At 73.2% G+C, this 17,139-nt stretch carries 15 protein-coding genes; 7 read left to right on the plus strand and 8 right to left on the minus strand.

The window, feature by feature from the left end; genetic code table 11:
- The first annotated feature begins 177 nt into the window (after positions 1 to 177).
- Positions 178 to 960, plus strand: coding sequence for a sulfite exporter TauE/SafE family protein (locus ACFVYL_RS11310; RefSeq protein WP_389714613.1), 783 nt, complete (start codon positions 178 to 180; stop codon positions 958 to 960).
- Positions 961 to 991: 31 nt separating this feature from the next.
- Here ACFVYL_RS11310 and ACFVYL_RS11315 read toward each other — a convergent pair whose 3' ends face one another.
- The 6 genes from ACFVYL_RS11315 to ACFVYL_RS11340 all read right to left on the minus strand — a co-directional run bounded on the left by ACFVYL_RS11315 (position 992) and on the right by ACFVYL_RS11340 (position 6,344).
- Complete coding sequence (locus tag ACFVYL_RS11315; protein WP_389714615.1) at positions 992 to 1,711, minus strand: class F sortase; 720 nt, start codon at positions 1,709 to 1,711, stop codon at positions 992 to 994.
- A 118-nt stretch (positions 1,712 to 1,829) separates the two neighbouring features.
- A complete protein-coding gene (locus tag ACFVYL_RS11320) occupies positions 1,830 to 2,402 on the minus strand; it encodes a hypothetical protein (protein WP_389714617.1) in 573 nt (190 codons plus the stop codon).
- A gap of 420 nt (positions 2,403 to 2,822) precedes the next feature.
- A complete protein-coding gene (locus ACFVYL_RS11325; RefSeq protein WP_389714618.1) occupies positions 2,823 to 3,620 on the minus strand; it encodes an aminotransferase class IV in 798 nt (265 codons plus the stop codon).
- 9 nt (positions 3,621 to 3,629) lie between these two features.
- Positions 3,630 to 4,151, minus strand: coding sequence for a redox-sensitive transcriptional activator SoxR (gene soxR / locus ACFVYL_RS11330; protein ID WP_389714620.1), 522 nt, complete (start codon positions 4,149 to 4,151; stop codon positions 3,630 to 3,632).
- A gap of 148 nt (positions 4,152 to 4,299) precedes the next feature.
- The gene (locus tag ACFVYL_RS11335) at positions 4,300 to 5,553 is read right to left on the minus strand and encodes an ATP-binding protein (protein ID WP_389714621.1); all 1,254 of its coding nucleotides are present in this window, start codon (positions 5,551 to 5,553) and stop codon (positions 4,300 to 4,302) included.
- Between the two features lie 56 nt (positions 5,554 to 5,609).
- Positions 5,610 to 6,344: a hypothetical protein gene (locus ACFVYL_RS11340; RefSeq protein ID WP_389714622.1), complete on the minus strand. Its 735-nt coding sequence runs from the start codon at positions 6,342 to 6,344 to the stop codon at positions 5,610 to 5,612.
- Positions 6,345 to 6,689: 345 nt separating this feature from the next.
- Here ACFVYL_RS11340 and ACFVYL_RS11345 point away from each other — a divergent pair, with 345 nt between their 5' ends.
- Together ACFVYL_RS11345 and ACFVYL_RS11350 are read left to right on the plus strand one after the other, a co-directional pair.
- On the plus strand, positions 6,690 to 7,157 hold the full coding sequence (locus ACFVYL_RS11345; RefSeq protein WP_389714623.1) for a gamma-glutamylcyclotransferase family protein: 468 nt from the start codon (positions 6,690 to 6,692) through the stop codon (positions 7,155 to 7,157).
- Between the two features lie 207 nt (positions 7,158 to 7,364).
- Positions 7,365 to 7,655: a DUF6355 family natural product biosynthesis protein gene (locus ACFVYL_RS11350; RefSeq protein ID WP_389714625.1), complete on the plus strand. Its 291-nt coding sequence runs from the start codon at positions 7,365 to 7,367 to the stop codon at positions 7,653 to 7,655.
- Positions 7,656 to 7,734: 79 nt separating this feature from the next.
- Here the strand turns inward: ACFVYL_RS11350 and ACFVYL_RS11355 are convergent, their stop codons facing one another.
- Both ACFVYL_RS11355 and ACFVYL_RS11360 read right to left on the minus strand, forming a co-directional pair.
- Positions 7,735 to 9,879 (minus strand): molybdopterin oxidoreductase family protein, encoded by a 2,145-nt coding sequence (locus ACFVYL_RS11355; RefSeq protein WP_389714707.1) that lies wholly within the window; start codon positions 9,877 to 9,879, stop codon positions 7,735 to 7,737.
- A gap of 422 nt (positions 9,880 to 10,301) precedes the next feature.
- Positions 10,302 to 11,018, minus strand: coding sequence for a vancomycin high temperature exclusion protein (locus tag ACFVYL_RS11360; RefSeq protein WP_389714709.1), 717 nt, complete (start codon positions 11,016 to 11,018; stop codon positions 10,302 to 10,304).
- A 358-nt stretch (positions 11,019 to 11,376) separates the two neighbouring features.
- On the opposite strand from ACFVYL_RS11360, the gene ACFVYL_RS11365 reads away from it, so the two are divergent.
- The 4 genes from ACFVYL_RS11365 to dnaG all read left to right on the plus strand — a co-directional run bounded on the left by ACFVYL_RS11365 (position 11,377) and on the right by dnaG (position 17,103).
- Entirely contained in the window at positions 11,377 to 12,345 is a 969-nt protein-coding gene (locus tag ACFVYL_RS11365; RefSeq protein WP_389714626.1) for a sirohydrochlorin chelatase, read from the plus strand.
- 62 nt (positions 12,346 to 12,407) lie between these two features.
- Positions 12,408 to 13,721 carry a deoxyguanosinetriphosphate triphosphohydrolase gene (locus ACFVYL_RS11370; protein WP_389714627.1) on the plus strand — a complete coding sequence of 438 codons (1,314 nt, stop codon included), beginning with the start codon at positions 12,408 to 12,410 and terminating at the stop codon, positions 13,719 to 13,721.
- 177 nt (positions 13,722 to 13,898) lie between these two features.
- A complete protein-coding gene (locus ACFVYL_RS11375) occupies positions 13,899 to 15,161 on the plus strand; it encodes an NAD(P)/FAD-dependent oxidoreductase (protein WP_389714628.1) in 1,263 nt (420 codons plus the stop codon).
- Positions 15,162 to 15,204: 43 nt separating this feature from the next.
- Positions 15,205 to 17,103, plus strand: a complete 1,899-nt coding sequence (dnaG, locus tag ACFVYL_RS11380; protein WP_389714629.1) for a DNA primase — start codon at positions 15,205 to 15,207, stop codon at positions 17,101 to 17,103.
- Positions 17,104 to 17,139 lie beyond the last annotated feature (36 nt).

Below are 17,139 nucleotides of genomic sequence, written 5' to 3' on the forward strand. Positions count from 1 at the left end.
ATCCGGCCGAAGACATGACACGGGCTCTCCAGCCGGCGGCCCGACCCGCCGACCCCGTCCCGCCGACCCCGACCCGCTGCCCCCAAGCTAACGGCCACGGGCTCGTCACCTCAGAAGACGCTCAACTCTCCACGATTTCGTGGACGGCGTGATCATCCCGAACCTAAGGTCGCGATCATGCCTGACATATCCCTGACCGCGGTCGTCGTCCTCTGTCTCGCCGCCCTCGCGGCCGGCTGGATCGACGCGGTGGTCGGCGGCGGCGGACTGCTGCTGCTCCCCGCGCTGCTGCTCGGGCTGCCGGGCGGCACCCCGGCCGCGCACGCCCTCGGCACGAACAAGGCCGTCGCGATCGTCGGGACGACGGGCGCCGCCGTCACGTACGTCAGGAAGACCCCCGTCGACGTGCCGACCGCGGTACGGATCGGCCTCGCCGCGCTCGCCGGGTCGATGGGCGGCGCCTTCTTCGCGGCCGGCATGAGCACCGAGGTGCTGAAGCCCGTGATCATGGTGGTGCTGCTCGCCGTCGCCGCCTTCGTGATCCTGCGGCCCGCCTTCGGCACCGCGCCCGCCACGGGCCCCGCCTCCCCGAAGCGGATCCTCGCCGCGATCGGCCTCGCGGGCCTCGGCATCGGCTTCTACGACGGCCTCATCGGTCCGGGCACCGGCACCTTCCTCGTGCTCGCCCTGACCGCCGTGCTCCACCTCGACCTCGTCACCGCCTCCGCCACCGCGAAGATCGTCAACTGCTGCACCAACGCGGGTGCCCTCGCGATGTTCGCCTGGCAGGGCGCGGTCCTGTGGCAGCTGGCCGGGCTCATGGCCGTCTTCAACCTCGCAGGCGGCATGTTCGGCGCGCGCACGGCGCTGAAGAAGGGCAGCGGCTTCGTCCGGGTCGTCCTGCTGACCACGGTCTTCGCGCTCGTGGTGAAGATGGCGTACGAGCAGTGGCTGGCGTGAGGCACGCGCGTCGGCGTCAGCGGGGGAGGGCTCAGCGCACCGAGGTCAGGTGCGCGAAGACCACCACGTTGCCCTGATATCCGGTCTGCTTCGAGTACTTCCCCCCGCAGGTGATGACCCGCAGCTCCGGCCGGGACGCGGCGCCGTACACCTTCTCGTCGGGGAAGTCCGCGGCGTCGTACACCTCGTTCGCGTCCACCGTGAAGACGGCCACGCTGCCGTCCCTGCGCTCGACCTCGATCGTGCGGCCCTTCTGCAGCGCGCCCAGCTCGTAGAAGACGGCGGGGCCCTCCTTGTTGTCGACGTGCCCGGCCACGATGGCGGTGCCGCGCTCGCCGGGCGTGGTGCCCGCCTCGTACCAGCCCGCCAGGTTCTTCCGGTCGAGGGGCGGCACGTCGAGGCTGCCCTGCCGGGTCAGGCCGAGCCCCATCAGGGGCGTGTCGACGCCGATCGCGGGGATCCGCACGCGGTCGGGCGGGGACGGCGGGAGCGGGGCGGCGCCGAGGTCGCGGGGGGCCGCGGGGGCGTGGTGGCGGGTGCCGGGCCCGGCCGACGCGGCCTGGTCGGCGGAGGGCTGCGGCGGCGGGTGCGACGCGGCGCCGTTGCTCAGCAGCCACGCCCCGGTGCACAGCGCCACGGCGGTGACGGTGCCTATGACGGCGTTGCCGGTCCTCCTGCGGGCGCGGGACCCTGCCCGGGTTCCCGTACGGGCTCCCGTACGGGACTGGGGTGCACGGCGTGTACGGCGCATACGGCGTCCCCCTCGGGGTCGGGCGGGCCGGTCCCTCGCCCCCCTCCCGCCCGCGAGGGGACACGGGCAGGGAGAGGGCAAGGGGCGGCGGTACCGGTGGACAGCGGAGGGTGTCCGGCTAGATCCTGTCGCCTCTCGCCCGGCGGTGCAGGAGCCAGGTACCGCCCGCGGCGGCGACGGCCAGGGCCGCCACTCCCGCCGCGGTCTGCACGGGGTCGGGACCGAGTGCGCCGCCGACCCCCGTCTTCACGTGTCCCCTCGGATGTCGCTGCGGCAGCTCGCCGGCGGCCGCCGTGGAGGTGATGGTGACCATGAGGTCGCCCGCGACCTGCTTGTCCTTCACTCCGGAGCCACCGGACCCGGAGCACTTCGCGACGATCTCGTACGTGCCTGGCTGCGCGGAGGGCGGCACCTCGAACCGGCCGGCCGTGGCCTCGCCGCCGTTCTCCGCGTGCGCGCCGGGCGCCAGCGTGAACCGGCCCGCGCCCACCGCGCTCGCGTCGCCCGTCGCGGTCCCGCCGGGGCCGCAGGCGGTGGTGTGCACGGTGACGGTGGTGCCGGGGGTGACGGTGGCCGGCTGGATCTGCAGGTCCCCGGCGGGCGGGCCGGGGGCGGCGGAGGCGGCGGGGAGGGCCAGGGCGCCCACCGCCACGGCGAGGGCGGTACCGGTCAGCAGGCGGGACTTGCGCATGTGCTCGTTCCTCCGAGGGCCTTCGCGCGAGCACGGCCCGCGGCACCCCCAAGTGCCGCTGCGTCGGTCGAACCCCGCTCTACCGAGGTAAGTGGCACTCGGCGCCGCACGCCTCCTGATGAGGCATCAGAAAGGCCGCGTACGGGCCTCTCCTGACGCCGTGAGGAGTGCGTTACAGCAGGTCACCGGCGTATCGGGGGAAAGTGTCCGAAGGGAGCGCGCGGCGCCGGTGAATGGGTGACCCCACCCGCCGGACGAGCCCCTTCCGGGCCCGGCCCCGAGCCCCTTCCGGGCCCGGCCCCGAGCCCCCTCCGGGCTCAGACCCGAGCCCCCTCCGAACCCGGACCCGAGCCCCCTCCGAACCCGGACCCGAGCCCCCTCCGAACCCGGACCCGAACCCGGAGCCGAGCCCCTCCGGGCTCAGACCGTGGCCCACGGAACCGCCTCGTAGGCCCCGGCCACCGTCGCCATCAGCCGCTCGTCGATCCCGTACGCGATGTCGTCGATCCGCCGCACGGGCCGGACCCCCCAGGCGTTGGTGACGAAGGCCGCCGCGTACGAGGGGAGGCCGTCGAGGGTGACCGGGGCGTGCCGGGTCGGCAGCCCGGCGGCGGGCAGGGCCGCCTCGACCAGCTGCATCGTGATGCCGGACAGGTGCGGCGCGTCGGGCCAGACCACCTCACGGCCGTCGAAGAAGGCGACGTTCGTGACGGCGCCCTCGCTGACCGCGCCGTCCGGTCCGGTGAGCAGCGCCTCGTCGAAGCCCGCGCGCCGCGCGAGGTCGGCGTGGCGGGCCTGCGCGAAGCCGCCCAGGTGCTTGATGTGGGCGAAGGGCCGCTGGTACGGCACCGACCGCAGCGACTGGGCGCGCCCCTCCATCGTGGCGGGCAGCTCCATGGGCGGCCGGACGGTGACCATGAGGGACGGCTCCCCCTCGGGGGCGTGGACGTAGACCCGTACGGACGCCTCCGTGATGTCGTCGCGCAGGATGTGCCGGACCAGGTCGCGCACGTGTTCCCCGTCGAGCGCGTGCCCGAAGAGCTCCCGCGTGGCCGCGTCGAGCCGGGCCAGATGGCGGTCGAGGCCGCGCACCTTGCCGCCCCTGACCTGCATCGCGGTGAAGTGCCCCGTCTGGACGAGGGCCGGCCACAGCAGGGCCTCGGCGGTGGCGGGACTGCCGTCGATCTCGATGCGCTCGATCAGTGCGGAGATTGTCATGCGGACACGCTACGAGACGCCTTCCTCCTGCTTCTCCGTGGCGGATCCGCAGCTTCCGGTGGTGCACGGGATCTGCTGCTCCACCAGGCGGCGCGGGCCCGGGCCGCGGGCGCCCAGCGCGTCCCACGTGTTGGACAGCGCGCATTTGGAGAGCGAGAGGCAGCCGCAGCCGATGCAGTCCGTGAGGTTGTCGCGCAGCCGCTGGAGGGTGCGTATGCGGGTGTCGAGGTCCTCGCGCCAGCATGCGGAGATCCTGGCCCAGTCCGCGCGGTTCGGCGTGCGGTCCTCGGGCAGCAGGGAGAGCACCTCACGGATCGCGGCGAGCGGCATGCCGAGCTGCTGCGAGGTGCGGATGAAGGCGACGCGGCGCAGGGTGTCGCGGCGGTAGCGGCGCTGATTGCCCGCGGTGCGACGGGAGGTGACGAGCCCTTCGCTTTCGTAGAACCGCAGGGCGGAGGGGGCGACTCCGCTGCGCTCGGCGAGCTCGCCGATGGTGATTTCCTTGGCTTTCGGGGCGAGGCGGGGGGTCATGCCGCCAGCGTAGTCACCGCAGGCCCTGACCTGAACCAGGATTCAACCCGCACAACTCCCTTACGGGACTGCCCTGTCAGGCATCCGTTCGGCCGCGCGGCCCGGCGTCCGGCCAGGCATCCGTTCGGCCGCGCGCCCCGGCGCCCGGTCAGGCCTTCGGCAGCCGCACCACCGCCACCGCCCCGCCGTCCGCCGCGTTGGCGAGCTCCACCCGGGCGCCGATCACCTGGGCCTGGCCGAGCGCGATGGTCAGGCCGAGGCCGGTGCCCTGACCGCGCTCCCGCGCGCCGGTCCGGAAACGCTGCGGGCCGTCCGCGAGCAGGTGCTCGGGGAACCCGGGCCCGTGGTCGCGGACCGTGACCCGCGCACCGTCGACGCGCACGTCGACCGGCGCGCCGCCGTGCTTGTGGGCGTTGGCGACGAGGTTGGTGAGGATCCGCTCAAGACGCCGCGCGTCGGTCCGTACGTACGTCTCACCCGCGGTGACCACCGGCGCGTACGCGGCGTCCGACTTCCGCGCGATGTCCGCGACGAGCTGCCCCAGCGCAAGCACCGACAGGTCCGGCTTCTCCACCTCCGCGTCGAGGCGGGCCACTTCGAGCAGGTCCTCCGTGAGGGTGCGCAGGGCGCGGACACGGTCGCGTACGAGCTCGGTCGGACGGCTCGGCGGCAGGAGCTCGGCCGCCGTGTGCAGCCCGGTCAACGGGGTGCGCAGCTCGTGCGCGACGTCCGCCGTGAAGCGCTGCTCGGCCTCCAGGCGCTGCTGCAGGGAAGCGGCCATCGTGTCGACGGCGGTGGCCAGTTCGGCGACCTCGTTCCTGCCGTGCCGCCCGACGGACGGGCGCGGGTGGTCGATACGGGCGTCCAGGTCGCCCTGGCTGATGCGGCGCGCGATGGCCGCGGCGGTGCGCAGTTCGCGGCTGAGCCTGCTGGACAGGCCCGCGCCGCCGAGCGCGGCGAGACCGACGACGACGGCACCCGAGATGATCAGCTGCCGGTCGAACTCGGCCATCTCGTCGGCCCGTTCGCGCAGTGACTCGCGGACGGACAGGACGTGACGCGGGCTGTCGCCGACCGGCCGGGCCGCCCAGACACACGGCTCGTCCGCCGCCATGTCGAGGTAGGTGGTGCGCTGCCCGGCCAGCGCGGCCTTCCGCAGCGGTGCGGGCAGCCGGGGGTCGTCGAGGGCGGCGTCCGTGCCGTCGTCCTGGTCGACCTGGCCCGAGAGCTCGTACAGCTGGCGGATCCGGACGAGTTGCGCCACGGCCCCGGACCGGGCGCTCGTGGTGACCTGGTCGAGCCGGGCGTGGTGGATGAGCAGGCCGATGGCCACGGCGACCACGGCGCAGCCCGCGGCGAGCAGCGCGGCGATCTTCCAGCGCAGCCCGAGGCTGTTGAGCACGGCGCGAACGCAGGCCACGGCTCCGCGCCCGGCCCCGGCCCCGGCGCCGCGCGGCATCAAGGACCTCCCCGGGAGGGGGGCGTGGACACGGCGGGTGGGGACGGCTGCCCCGCCGCCTCGGAGGGCTCGGTCGTGACGGTCGGCTTGGGCGGCTTCCGGTAGTTCTTGATGTCGCTGACCGTGGACATCCGCGCGCCGTCCCAGTGGAAGCGCACGGCCTGCTCGCCGCCCTCCGAACACGGCGTGCGCACCAGCAGGTCGGGGCCGATCGTCTCCACGCTCAGGTTCCTGCCGGAGGTGAACAGGATCGGATAGACCTTGCCGTCGCGCTCGGTGTAGACGGCCAGGAGCGACCGGCCGCTCTCCGTGTCGGCGGCCACGAGCATCTCGGGCTTCTTGTCGCCGGTCAGGTCCACGAACATCGGCGGCCGCAGGCCGGCCCGTCCGGGCCGGTCGATCATGCCGCGCCCGGCCAGTGGCTTCGTGCGCGGATCGGCCCGCAGGACCGCGTGGACATCCAACGAGGCCAGCCCTTGGGAACCGACCGTCGGCAGGCCCTTCAGCGGCCGCGGCGGCGGCTGGCGGGTGGACGCCTCGGCGCCGGGTGACCGCGGGGACGAGCCCGACCACGCCGGCCAGACCGCCTCGGGGTGGGGCTGCACCGATACGGAAGGCGCGCTCTCGCCCGGCCCGAGACCGGTCGGACCGGCGCACCCGGGGAGCGCGAGGGCTGCCAGGGCGGCGAAGGGGGCGGCGCCCAGGAGGGCAGGGCGGCGGAGAATCGGGTTCATGGAGTGGCTGACCGTCACGTGAGGGGCGCTGGTGGTGGCCGGCCCAGGGACTGCGCTGGGGATTCGGCAGAGGACCGGCCACCGCTCTCGAAGGTAGGAACCGTCCATCACGGAAATCGGGAGGTTGTGTAACAACTGCGCCTAAAGGCGACGCAAGCGCGGTGTTCGGGACCTTCGGCATGGGCACACGCCCCTGGATGCTCCCGAGCCTCGCTCCGGCGCAGGCACAATCGGCGTATGGACGACGAGCCGGAGATGGACGACGAGCCGGAGAGAGATGGACGGCGAACCGGAGAAGGTGCGGATACTGGCCGTGTCGACCCTGCCGACCGTGCCGACCGCGGAATGGGTGGAACGGGAGACCGCCGGCTGACGACCGGACACGGCGCGGCCCGGCTGCCGTTCTTCGTGTACGGCACGCTGCGCCCGGGAGAGCCCAACCACGCCGCGTACCTGCACGGCCGGACCGCGGCGGAGGAACCGGCCCTGCTGCCGGGCGCGGTCCTCTACGACGGCCCCGGCTATCCGTACGCCGTCGAGGCCTCCGGTGCGGGCCCGGTGCGCGGGGAACTGGTGACGGCCCTGCCCGCCGCCCACGACCGGCTCCTCGTCGCCCTGGACCTCCTGGAGGAGTACGTCCCGGGTGACCCCCGCAACCTGTACGAGCGGGTCGCGCGCGACGTCGTCCGCCCGGACGGGACGGCCGTCCGGGCCTGGGTGTACGTCGCCGCCCCGCGGCTCGCGGCCGGACTGCGGGCCTCGGGAACGGTCATCGGGGGAGGGGACTGGGCGTCGCACCGGCTCGGTAGATGACTCACGTCCCACCGGCCAACTACCGCCCCAGAAGCGTAAATCCGCAGCTCAAACGCCCGCGCACTCGATCTGATGATCCGAACCACTCGTGCGGGCTACTTCGCGCGACTACCGATAGTGAGCAACGCGAAGCTCTCCGTGTGCACCCCTAGGTGTGCGAGGCGGTGCGTAAGCACCCTGTCCCCTATCCCATAGAGGAGTCGCCCTATGCGAGTTCGCCGTTCTCTGCCTGCCCTCGTCGGCGCCCTGGCCATCGGCTTCGGTATGTCCCTCGCGTCCTCGGCCGCCGCCGAGCCGGCGGCCGTCAAGGACCCCTGCGGATACTTCGCGACTGCCAGCGACGCGTACTACAACCACTGCACGAGCGACGGTTCGCACATCGTGATCGAGATCGACGACTGGGGCCCCAACAGCGAGCGGTGCGTGGGCCCCGGCGTGACCTGGATCGGCTCGTCCTCGGATGTGAGCGGCGCCTGGTACACCGGCCGCCTCTGCTGATCTGCGCCCCCTCCGCCCGACCGGCGGGCCCGGCCACCACCCCGGCCCGGGCCCGCCACCCGGCGGCCGCTCCCACCCCCTACGGCCGCTCCACCCTCTCCAGCCGCACCGCACACACCTTGAACTCCGGCATCCGCGACACGGGGTCCAGCGCCGGATGCGTCAGGGTGTTGGCCCGGCCCTCGCCCGGCCAGTGGAAGGGCATGAAGACCGTGTCGGCGCGGATCGCCGACGTGACCCGCGCCGGAGCCACCGCGCGGCCGCGCCGCGAGACGATGGCGACCGGATCGTCCTCCCCGACCCCCAGACGCGCGGCGAGCCGCGGATGCAGCTCCACGAAGGGCCCCGGAGCAGCCGAGTTGAGCTCGTCGACGCGCCGCGTCTGGGCCCCGGACTGGTACTGCGCGAGCACCCGCCCCGTGGTCAGCAGTACGGGATACTCCGCGTCCGGCTCCTCCGCCGCGGCCCGGTGCACCACCGGCACGAACCGTGCCCGTCCGTCCTCGGTGGCGAACCGGTCGAGGAACAACCGAGGCGTACCGGGATGCGGCCCCCCGCCCGTGCTCTTGCCTCCGCCCTCCTCGCGGCTCTCCCCGCCGCCTTCCACGTCGTTCTGCGCATCGACCTCGACGTCGCCCTCGTCCTCGACCTCGGCGCTGGCGTCGGCGGGGCACGGCCAGAACACTCCCTTCCCGTCGTCCTCCCTCAGCCGCTCGTAGCTGATCCCCGAGTAGTCCGCGGGGCCGCCCGCGCTCGCCCGGCGCAACTCCTCGAAGACCTCCTCCGGTTCGGTGGGGAAGCCCTTCCCGTGCCCGAGCCGCGCCGCGAGCCCATGCAGCACGTCGAGGTCGCTGCGCACCCCCACCGGCGCGGACACGGCCTGCCGCCGCAGCAACACCCGCCCCTCCAGGTTCGTCACCGTCCCCGTCTCCTCGGCCCACTGCGTCACCGGCAGCACCACGTCCGCCAGTTGCGCCGTCTCGGACAGCACCACGTCCGCCACCGTGAGGAAGTCCAGCGACCGCAGCCGCTCCTCCACATGCGCGGCCCGCGGCGCCGAGACAACCGGGTTGGAGCCCATCAGGAGCAGCGTCTTGATGTCCCCGCCCAGCGCGTCGAGCAGTTCGTACGCCGACCTGCCGGGGCCCGGCAGGGAGTCGGGGTCCACGCCCCACACGCCCGCGACATGCGCCCGCGCCGCCGGATCGGTCAGCTTGCGGTAACCGGGCAACTGGTCTGCCTTCTGGCCGTGTTCGCGCCCACCCTGACCGTTGCCCTGCCCCGTCAGGCAGCCGTACCCGGACACCGGCCGCCCCGCGCGGCCCGTGGCGAGACACAGATTGATCCACGCCCCGACGGTGTCCGTGCCCTTGGCCTGCTGCTCGGGGCCGCGCGCGGTGAGTACCATCGCGTTCTCGACGTCGCAGAAAAGACGTACGGCATCGCGCAGTTGAGGCACCGCCACGCCGGTGATCCGCTCGACGTGCTCGGGCCAGTGCGACATCGCCGCCGCCCGTGCCTCCTCCCATCCGCTCGTCCGCTCCTCGATGTACGCGTCGTCCGTCCGGCCCTCCGCCACGACCAGGTGCAGCAGGCCCAGCGCCAGGGCGAGATCCGTGCCGGGGCGGGGGGCCAGGTGCAGGTCGGCCTGTTCGGCGGTCCGGGTCCTGCGGGGGTCGACGACGATCAGCGTGCCGCCGTTCGCCCGCAGTTCCGTGAGGTAGCGCAGGGCGGGCGGCATCGTCTCGGCGAGGTTCGACCCGACGAGGATCACGCACCCGGTGCGCGGGATGTCCTCCAGCGGGAACGGCAGTCCCCGGTCAAGGCCGAACGCCCGCTGTCCGGCGGCCGCGGCCGACGACATGCAGAACCGTCCGTTGTAGTCGATCTGCGACGTGCCGAGCGCCACCCTCGCGAACTTGCCCAGCGTGTACGCCTTCTCGTTGGTCAGGCCACCTCCTCCGAACACTCCGCACGCGTCCGCGCCGTGCTCCGTGCGTGTGCGGATCAGTGCGTCGGCTATCCGGTCGAGCGCCTCCTCCCAGGTGGCCGGTGTGAGCCTGCCCGTGGCGTGGGACCGGACGAGTGGCTCGGTGAGCCGCACTCGTGAGGAGAGCACGGCGGGGGCGGTGCGGCCCTTGCCGCACAGGGCTCCCTTGTTGACGGGGAACCCGGCGCGTTCCACGACCTCCACGTCGCCGCCGGGGGCCGTCGTCAGGCCCATTCCGCACTGCAGTGCGCAGTACGGACAGTGGGTGGGCGTCACCTCGGCCTGGGCGGCCGGAGCGGCGTGGGCGGCCTGGGCGGCCCGGGCTGGGGCCGAGGGCGTCGTCGTCGGGGGCGCCGGTGTTGCCGAGGAGTGCATGTCGTTCAGGGTCTGCCGTGCGTGTTACGTGCCTTGGCTTGGTCGCGTTACGCGCGCGGTAAGCGGACCTCAGCGGGGGCCTGGGCGGCCTGTGAGGCGGATCTTGGTTGCTCTGCGGCGTGGGTGGGTGTGACTGGTCGGTGTGGTTGTCGGGTGCGGGTTGTTGGTGGCTGGTTGCGCAGTTCCCCGCGCCCCTGTGGGGGTGCTGTCTCGGCTCGTGCTGCGGGTTGTGGGTGGCTGGGCGCGTGGTTCCCCGCGCCCCTTTGGGGGCGTCCCCCTGGTTAGCGGGGGGTGGTCAAGGCTTGTTTTATGCCTGGCTCTTGGGGGCCCAGGAAGTGGGGGTCGGGTTCGAGTGTGGCGTCGAGTGCTGCCTTGCCTGCCGCGAAGACCTCCCGTGCGCCGCCGTAGTACCAGGTCGTGTCGTGCACCGCGTCCACCCCGACCCCGTACGACGAGACGCCCGCCGCGTCGCACAGCGCGACCGCCCTGCGTATGTGGAAGCCCTGGCTGATCAGCACCGCCCGGTCCACGCCGAAGATCTTCTTGGCGCGGACGCAGGAGTCCCACGTGTCGAACCCGGCGTAGTCGCTCACGATCCGGCGCTCCGGCACGCCGTGCTTCTTCAGGTAGGCGCGCATCGCGTCCGGCTCGTCGTACTCCTCGCGGCTGTTGTCGCCCGTGACGAGCACGACCTCTATTCGCCCCTTGCGGTACAACTCGGCCGCCGCGTCGAGCCGGTGCGCCAGATACGGCGACGGCTCGCCCTTCCACAGACCGGCCCCGAAGACCACGGCGACGCGGGCACGCGGTGCGTCCGCGACCGTGCCCACCTTGCCGTCCGTCGTCACGAACAGCCAGGTCGCGGGCAGTAGCGCGAGCACGCACAGCGCCATCACCGCCTGCACGGTCCGCCGCTGCTCCTTCCGCGTGCGCGGCAGACGGAGCCACGCAGGTCTCCGCAGTCCGTCCGGTCTCCGCAGCCGGTCCGGTCTCCGCAGCCGCAGCCGCAGCCGCAGCCGCAGCCGCAGACGCCGCGTCCACCCCGGCCGTTCCCCAGAACCTTCCCCAGGCTCTTTCCCAGACCCTTCCCCGGGCCCTTCCTCACGTCGTTCCATCCGTGTTCCGCCCCCGTGCCCCGTGCCCGCCGGATCTCCCCGATCCGATCTCTGCCACAACCGTAAGCTCCTCCGGCGGCGACGGCGGCGGCTCCTGCCCCCTAAACAACCCGGAGATCCACCCCCGGCCCCCGCCTCCGGGACCTCCCTGACAGCGCCCCGCCGCCCGCCGTGAGCACGGGGAAAACAGCCGTCACCGCCGCGCAACGCCCCGGCAACATGCCCCCGACATCCTCGGTCCATGACGCCGTCGAACTCTCTTCACCCAGTGTCCGGCAGCACTCACCTCGACAGTACGGCGCAGCTCATGGACCACATCACCAGCCGGCTCGGCACCCAGCTCAGGCTCGTCACGCCCGACGGCCGGCGCCGTCCGGCGGCCCACCCCGAGCCGCGTCCCGACCCCCGCCCCACCCTCGTCCTGGTCACCCACGGCAGCCGTGACCCGCGCGCCCTCTCCACCGTCAAGGCCCTCGCCGAGCGGGTCCGTGAGCAACGGCCCGGGCTCGCCGTCCGCCTGGGCCACATCGAGCTGAACGAACCACTGCTCGCCGACACCCTCAGCGCCCTCGACACCCTCAGTGCCCTCGACACCCCCGCCGCGCACGACCGCGGCCAAGCCGTCCTCGTGCCGCTGCTCCTCAGCCGCGGCCAGCACGTCAAGCGCGACATACCGGCGGCCGCCGCCCGCGTCCCCGGCCTCGGCACCCGCGTCGCCGCCCCCCTCGGCCCGCACCCACTGCTCGCCGAGGCGCTGCACGCCAGGCTCGTCGAGGCGGGCTGGCCCGCGCGGCCCCTGGGCGTCGGCGCGCGCCGACGGCACGCGGTGGTCCTCGCCGCCGCGGGCTCCCGTGACCCGGAGTCGGCCGCCGACACGGAGACCGCCGCCGGACTGCTCGCCGAGCGCCTGGGCGTCCCCGTCGTCCCCGCCTACGCCGCGCCCACCGCGGCCTGCCCCCGTACGGTGCCGCAAGCGCTCGAAGCCCTGGCCGCGGACGGGCGGACGCACACCGCCGTCGCCGGGTACTTCACCGCGCCGGGCCGCTTCGCGACCCAGAGCGCGGCCGCCGCCCCCTGGCTCGCCGCGGCGCCGCTCGGACCGCACGCGGCCCTCGCCCGGCTCGTCCTGCACCGTTACGACCAGGCACGCGCCGACCCGGCGCACGCCGCACCCGCACCCGCCCGGCGGCACCGCCTCACCAGCGTCTGAAGGAGGCCGGATCAGGCGGGGCCAGATCCCTGTTTGTCACTGCTTGCGTCTACTGTCGGTGCATGGAAGGCACAGCACCGAACGCGCGATACGAGGCCTACAGCGCCTACGACGAGACAGCCGTCGAGCGGTGGGCCACCGAGCCTGACAAGAGGCCGGGGCGCACGGCCTTCCAGCGCGACCGCGCGCGCGTCCTGCACTCCGCGGCGCTGCGCCGTCTCGCCGGCAAGACCCAGGTCGTCACGCCCGGCACCAGGAGCCAGGCATGGGACGCCAGCGCCCGCACCCGCTTGACGCATTCTCTGGAGTGCGCCCAGGTGGGCCGTGAGCTGGGCGCCGCCCTCGGCTGCGACCCCGACCTGGTGGAGACGGCCTGCCTCTCCCACGACCTGGGCCACCCGCCCTTCGGGCACAACGGCGAGCAGGCGCTGAACGAAGTGGCGGCGCAATGCGGCGGCTTCGAGGGCAATGCCCAGTCGCTGCGGCTGCTCGCCCGCATCGAGCCGAAGCGCTTCATCCGCTCCGAGGACAGCGGCGAACTGGTCAGCGTCGGGCTGAACCTGACGCGGGCCGCCCTGGACGCCGCCACCAAGTACCCCTGGCCGCTCGGCGGGCACCCCACCGACCCGGCGTCCCCCAAATTCGGTGTCTACGAAGACGACCGGCCGGTCTTCGACTGGGTCCGCAAGGAGGCCCCGGGGCAGCGCACCTGCTTCGAGGCGCAGGTCATGGACTGGTCCGACGACGTCGCGTACTCGGTCCACGACTTCGAGGACGGCCTGCACGCCGGTCACATCGATCCGAAAGTGCTGCACGCCGAGCCCGAGCGACAGGACATCTACGCCGTGGCGATCGGGCGCTACGTCCCTTCGGACACCGACTCCGAAGAGCTCGCCCAAGCGCTGGACCGCCTCCTCGACCAGGAGTGGTGGCCCCACGGATACGAAGGATCGGCCGTCAGCCAGGCCCGGTTGAAGGACGCCACCAGCCAGCTCATCGGCCGCTTCTGCCAGGCCGCGGAGACCGCCACCCGCGCGCGGTACGGCACGGGACCTCTCACGCGGTACGCGGCCGAACTCGTCGTCCCGCGCACGGCACGCCACGAATGCGCGGTGCTCAAGGCCGTCGCCGACCGCTACGTGATGCAGCGCCCCGCCCAGGAGCGGCTCCGCGCGGACCAGCGCATCGTCGTCGCCGAGCTCGCCGAGGCGCTCACCGCGCGTGCCCCCGACGGACTCGACCCGCAGTTCCGCGCCCTGTACGACGCGGCGCAGGACGACCGGGCCGCCCAGCGCGTCGTGGTGGACCAGATCGCGTCGCTCACGGACGCGGCGGCCCGCGCCCTGCACACGCGGATGACGGCGAGACCCCAGTGAAACGACGGTAAATGACCATGAAGTGACCACAGGGCGTGACGGATTGTGGCCAGTTGGGGCCACGCCCCCTTCCCCCATCACGCTGCGTGCGGGACGCTCCCTGTGGCGGCAAGGCCGATCAGCAAGTCTGTGTTCTTCCGGGGGACATCCCCGGTACCCCGGGCAAGGAGGCATCAAGTGGTCGACGCGGATCAGACGTTCGTCATCGTCGGAGGAGGTCTGGCCGGCGCCAAGGCGGCCGAGACACTCCGTTCCGAGGGATTCACCGGCCGGGTGATCCTCATCGGCGACGAGCGTGACCACCCCTACGAGCGCCCGCCGCTGTCCAAGGGCTATCTGCTGGGCAAGGAGGAGCGGGACAGCGTCTTCGTCCACGAACCGGGGTGGTACGCGCAGGCCGACGTCGAACTGCACCTGGGCCAGCCCGTCGTCGCCATCGACCGCGCCGCCAAGGCCGTGCGCCTGGGCGACGGCGCCGCCATCCGCTACGACAAGCTCCTGCTCGTCACCGGCGCGGAGCCCCGCCGCCTCGACGTCCCCGGCACCGGCCTCGCGGGCGTCCACCACCTGCGCCGTCTCGCGCACGCCGACCGGCTGCGCCACGTCCTTGCCTCGCTCGGCAGGGACAACGGTCACCTGGTGATCGCGGGCGCCGGATGGATCGGCCTGGAGATCGCGGCGGCCGCCCGGGAGTACGGCGCGGAGGTCACCGTCGTCGAGCCCGAGCCGACCCCGCTGCACGCCGTCCTCGGCCCCGAGGTCGGCCAGATGTTCGCCGACCTGCACGCCGAGCACGGCGTCCGCTTCCACTTCGGCGCGCGGCTCACCGAGATCACCGGCCAGGACGGCATGGTCCTCGCCGCCCGCACGGACGACGGCGAGGAGCACCCGGCGCACGACGTGCTCGCGGCGATCGGCGCGGCCCCCCGTTCGGCCCTCGCCGAGTCCGCGGGCCTTGAGCTCGCCGACCGCGCGGACGGCGGCGGCATCGCCGTCGACGCGTCCCTGCGCACCTCGGACCCCGACATCTACGCGGCGGGCGACGTGGCCGCCGTCCGCCACGAGCTCTTCGGCACCAGGCTCCGCGTGGAGCACTGGGCCAACGCCCTCAACGGCGGCCCCGCGGCCGCCCGCGCGATGCTCGGCCAGGACGTCCGTTACGACCGCGTGCCCTACTTCTTCTCCGACCAGTACGACGTGGGCCTGGAGTACTCGGGCTGGGCGCCCCCGGGCACGTACGACCAAGTGGTGGTCCGCGGCGACACGGGCAAGCGCGAATTCATCGCCTTCTGGCTGCGCGAGGGGCAGGTCCTCGCGGGCATGAACGTGAATGTGTGGGACGTCACGGAGCCGATCCAGGAGCTGATCCGGCAGGGCACACGCCCCGACCCCGACGCCCTCGCGGACCCGTCGACCCCCTTGGCGTCGCTCCTGACGTGACCGGCCGGGCAGGAGTGTCACAGGCGAGCCGTAGTATTCCTACGTGGCAGGCAGGATCAATGACGAAGACGTGAAGGCGGTTCGGGACGCGGTCCCGATCGACGCCGTGGTCTCCGACTACCTCCAGCTGCGTAACGCGGGGGGCGGAAACCTCAAGGGCCTGTGCCCCTTCCACGACGAGAAGTCCCCGTCCTTCCAGGTCAGCCCGAGCAAGGGTCTCTTCCACTGCTTCGGCTGCCAGGAAGGCGGCGACACGATCGCCTTCGTGATGAAGATCGACCACCTCACCTTCTCGGAGACGGTCGAGCGCCTCGCCGCCCAGGCGGGCATCACGCTGCGCTACGAAGAGGGCGGGTACAACCCCGCGCACCAGCGCGGTGAGCGCATCCGCCTCGTCGAGGCCCACAAGATCGCCGCGCAGTTCTACGTGGACCAGCTGGAGAGCCCCGAGGCCGAGATCGGCCGGAAGTTCCTCGCCGAGCGCGGCTTCGACCAGGCCGCGGCCGCGCACTTCGGCGTGGGCTACAGCCCCGCGGGCTGGGACCATCTCACCCGCTATCTGCGCGGCAAGGGCTTCACCGACAAGGAGCTGACCCTCTCCGGCATCTCCCAGGAGGGCCGCCGCGGCCCCATCGACCGCTTCCGCGGCCGCCTGATGTGGCCGATCCGCGACGTCGGCGGCGACGTGGTCGGCTTCGGCGCCCGCAAGCTCCGCGACGACGACAACGGCCCGAAGTACCTGAACACGCCGGAGACGGCGATCTACAAGAAGTCCCAGGTCCTGTACGGCATCGACCTCGCCAAGAAGGAGATCGCCAAGTCCAGCCGCGCCGTCGTCGTCGAGGGCTACACCGACGTGATGGCCTGCCACCTCGCGGGCATCACCACCGCCATCGCGACCTGCGGCACCGCGTTCGGCGGCGACCACATCAAGATCCTCCGGCGCCTCCTGATGGACAACGGCTCGGCCCGGGTGATCTTCACCTTCGACGGGGACGCGGCCGGCCAGAAGGCCGCCCTGCGCGCCTTCGAGGACGACCAGAAGTTCGCCGCCGAGACGTACATCGCGATCGCCCCCGACGGCATGGACCCCTGCGACCTGCGCCTGGCCAAGGGTGACGGAGCCGTCGCCGACCTGGTCGAACCGCGTACGCCGCTCTTCGAGTTCGCGCTGCGCCAGATCGTCTCGCGCTACGACCTGGAGACCCCCGCGGGCCGCGCCGCCGCCCTGGACGAGGCCGCCCCCGTGGTCGCCCGCATCAAGAACAGCGGCGCGCAGCACGAGGTCGCCGTCCAGCTCGCCGGCATGCTCGGCATCCTCGACACGCAGTTCGTCGTCAAGCGCGTCGCCCAGCTGGCGCGCTGGGCCCGCGACCGCGGCGGCCGGGGCCCCGCCCCCGCCCCCCAGCGCTCCTCGTCGGCGTACGAGGCGGCCCCGCAGGGCTTCAGCGGCCCCGCGCTGAACCTCCGCAGCCCCGCGCACCGCACCGAGCGCGAACTGCTCAAACTCGCCCTGCAGTACCCGCACTTGGTCTCCCCGGCCTTCGACGCGTACGGCCTGGACGAGTTCACCGCCCCGCCCTACGCGGCGGTGCGCCGCGCCATCGAGGAGGCGGGCGGCGCGGAGTACGGCGCGCAGGACCCGCAGGAGTACCTCGTCCGGGTCCGCGAGGCCGCGCCCGACGACGCGGTCCGCTCCATGGTCACCGAGCTCGCCGTCGAAGCCATCCTGCGCAAGACCGTCGACGAGATGTACGCGGGCATCCAGCTCGTACAGGTCCGGCTGCGCGCCGTCGACCGCCGCATCCGCGACGTCCAGGGCACCCTCGCCCGGCTCGGCGCGGGCGGCGACCCGCAGCACCTGGCCGCCGTGCAGAGCGAGTTGTGGGTCCTCCAGCAGTACGGCCAGGCGCTGCGTGAGCGGGGCGCGGACGCGCTCTGAGGGCGGTCCCAGAGCCAGCCCCCGAAGACAGTCCCT

This window comes from Streptomyces sp. NPDC058308 (assembly GCF_042880275.1).
Classification (GTDB): domain Bacteria; phylum Actinomycetota; class Actinomycetes; order Streptomycetales; family Streptomycetaceae; genus Streptomyces.

Excerpts from the sequence above, each read along its gene's own strand:
- ACFVYL_RS11310 (WP_389714613.1), top strand. The coding sequence starts at position 178 with ATGCCTGACATATCCCTGACCGCGGTCGTCGTCCTCTGTCTCGCCGCC.
- ACFVYL_RS11315 (WP_389714615.1), bottom strand. The coding sequence starts at position 1,711 with ATGCGCCGTACACGCCGTGCACCCCAGTCCCGTACGGGAGCCCGTACG.
- ACFVYL_RS11320 (WP_389714617.1), bottom strand. The coding sequence starts at position 2,402 with ATGCGCAAGTCCCGCCTGCTGACCGGTACCGCCCTCGCCGTGGCGGTG.
- ACFVYL_RS11325 (WP_389714618.1), bottom strand. The coding sequence starts at position 3,620 with ATGACAATCTCCGCACTGATCGAGCGCATCGAGATCGACGGCAGTCCC.
- soxR (WP_389714620.1), bottom strand. The coding sequence starts at position 4,151 with ATGACCCCCCGCCTCGCCCCGAAAGCCAAGGAAATCACCATCGGCGAG.
- ACFVYL_RS11340 (WP_389714622.1), bottom strand. The coding sequence starts at position 6,344 with ATGAACCCGATTCTCCGCCGCCCTGCCCTCCTGGGCGCCGCCCCCTTC.
- ACFVYL_RS11345 (WP_389714623.1), top strand. The coding sequence starts at position 6,690 with ATGGGTGGAACGGGAGACCGCCGGCTGACGACCGGACACGGCGCGGCC.
- ACFVYL_RS11350 (WP_389714625.1), top strand. The coding sequence starts at position 7,365 with ATGCGAGTTCGCCGTTCTCTGCCTGCCCTCGTCGGCGCCCTGGCCATC.
- ACFVYL_RS11355 (WP_389714707.1), bottom strand. The coding sequence starts at position 9,879 with ATGGGCCTGACGACGGCCCCCGGCGGCGACGTGGAGGTCGTGGAACGC.
- ACFVYL_RS11365 (WP_389714626.1), top strand. The coding sequence starts at position 11,377 with ATGACGCCGTCGAACTCTCTTCACCCAGTGTCCGGCAGCACTCACCTC.
- ACFVYL_RS11370 (WP_389714627.1), top strand. The coding sequence starts at position 12,408 with ATGGAAGGCACAGCACCGAACGCGCGATACGAGGCCTACAGCGCCTAC.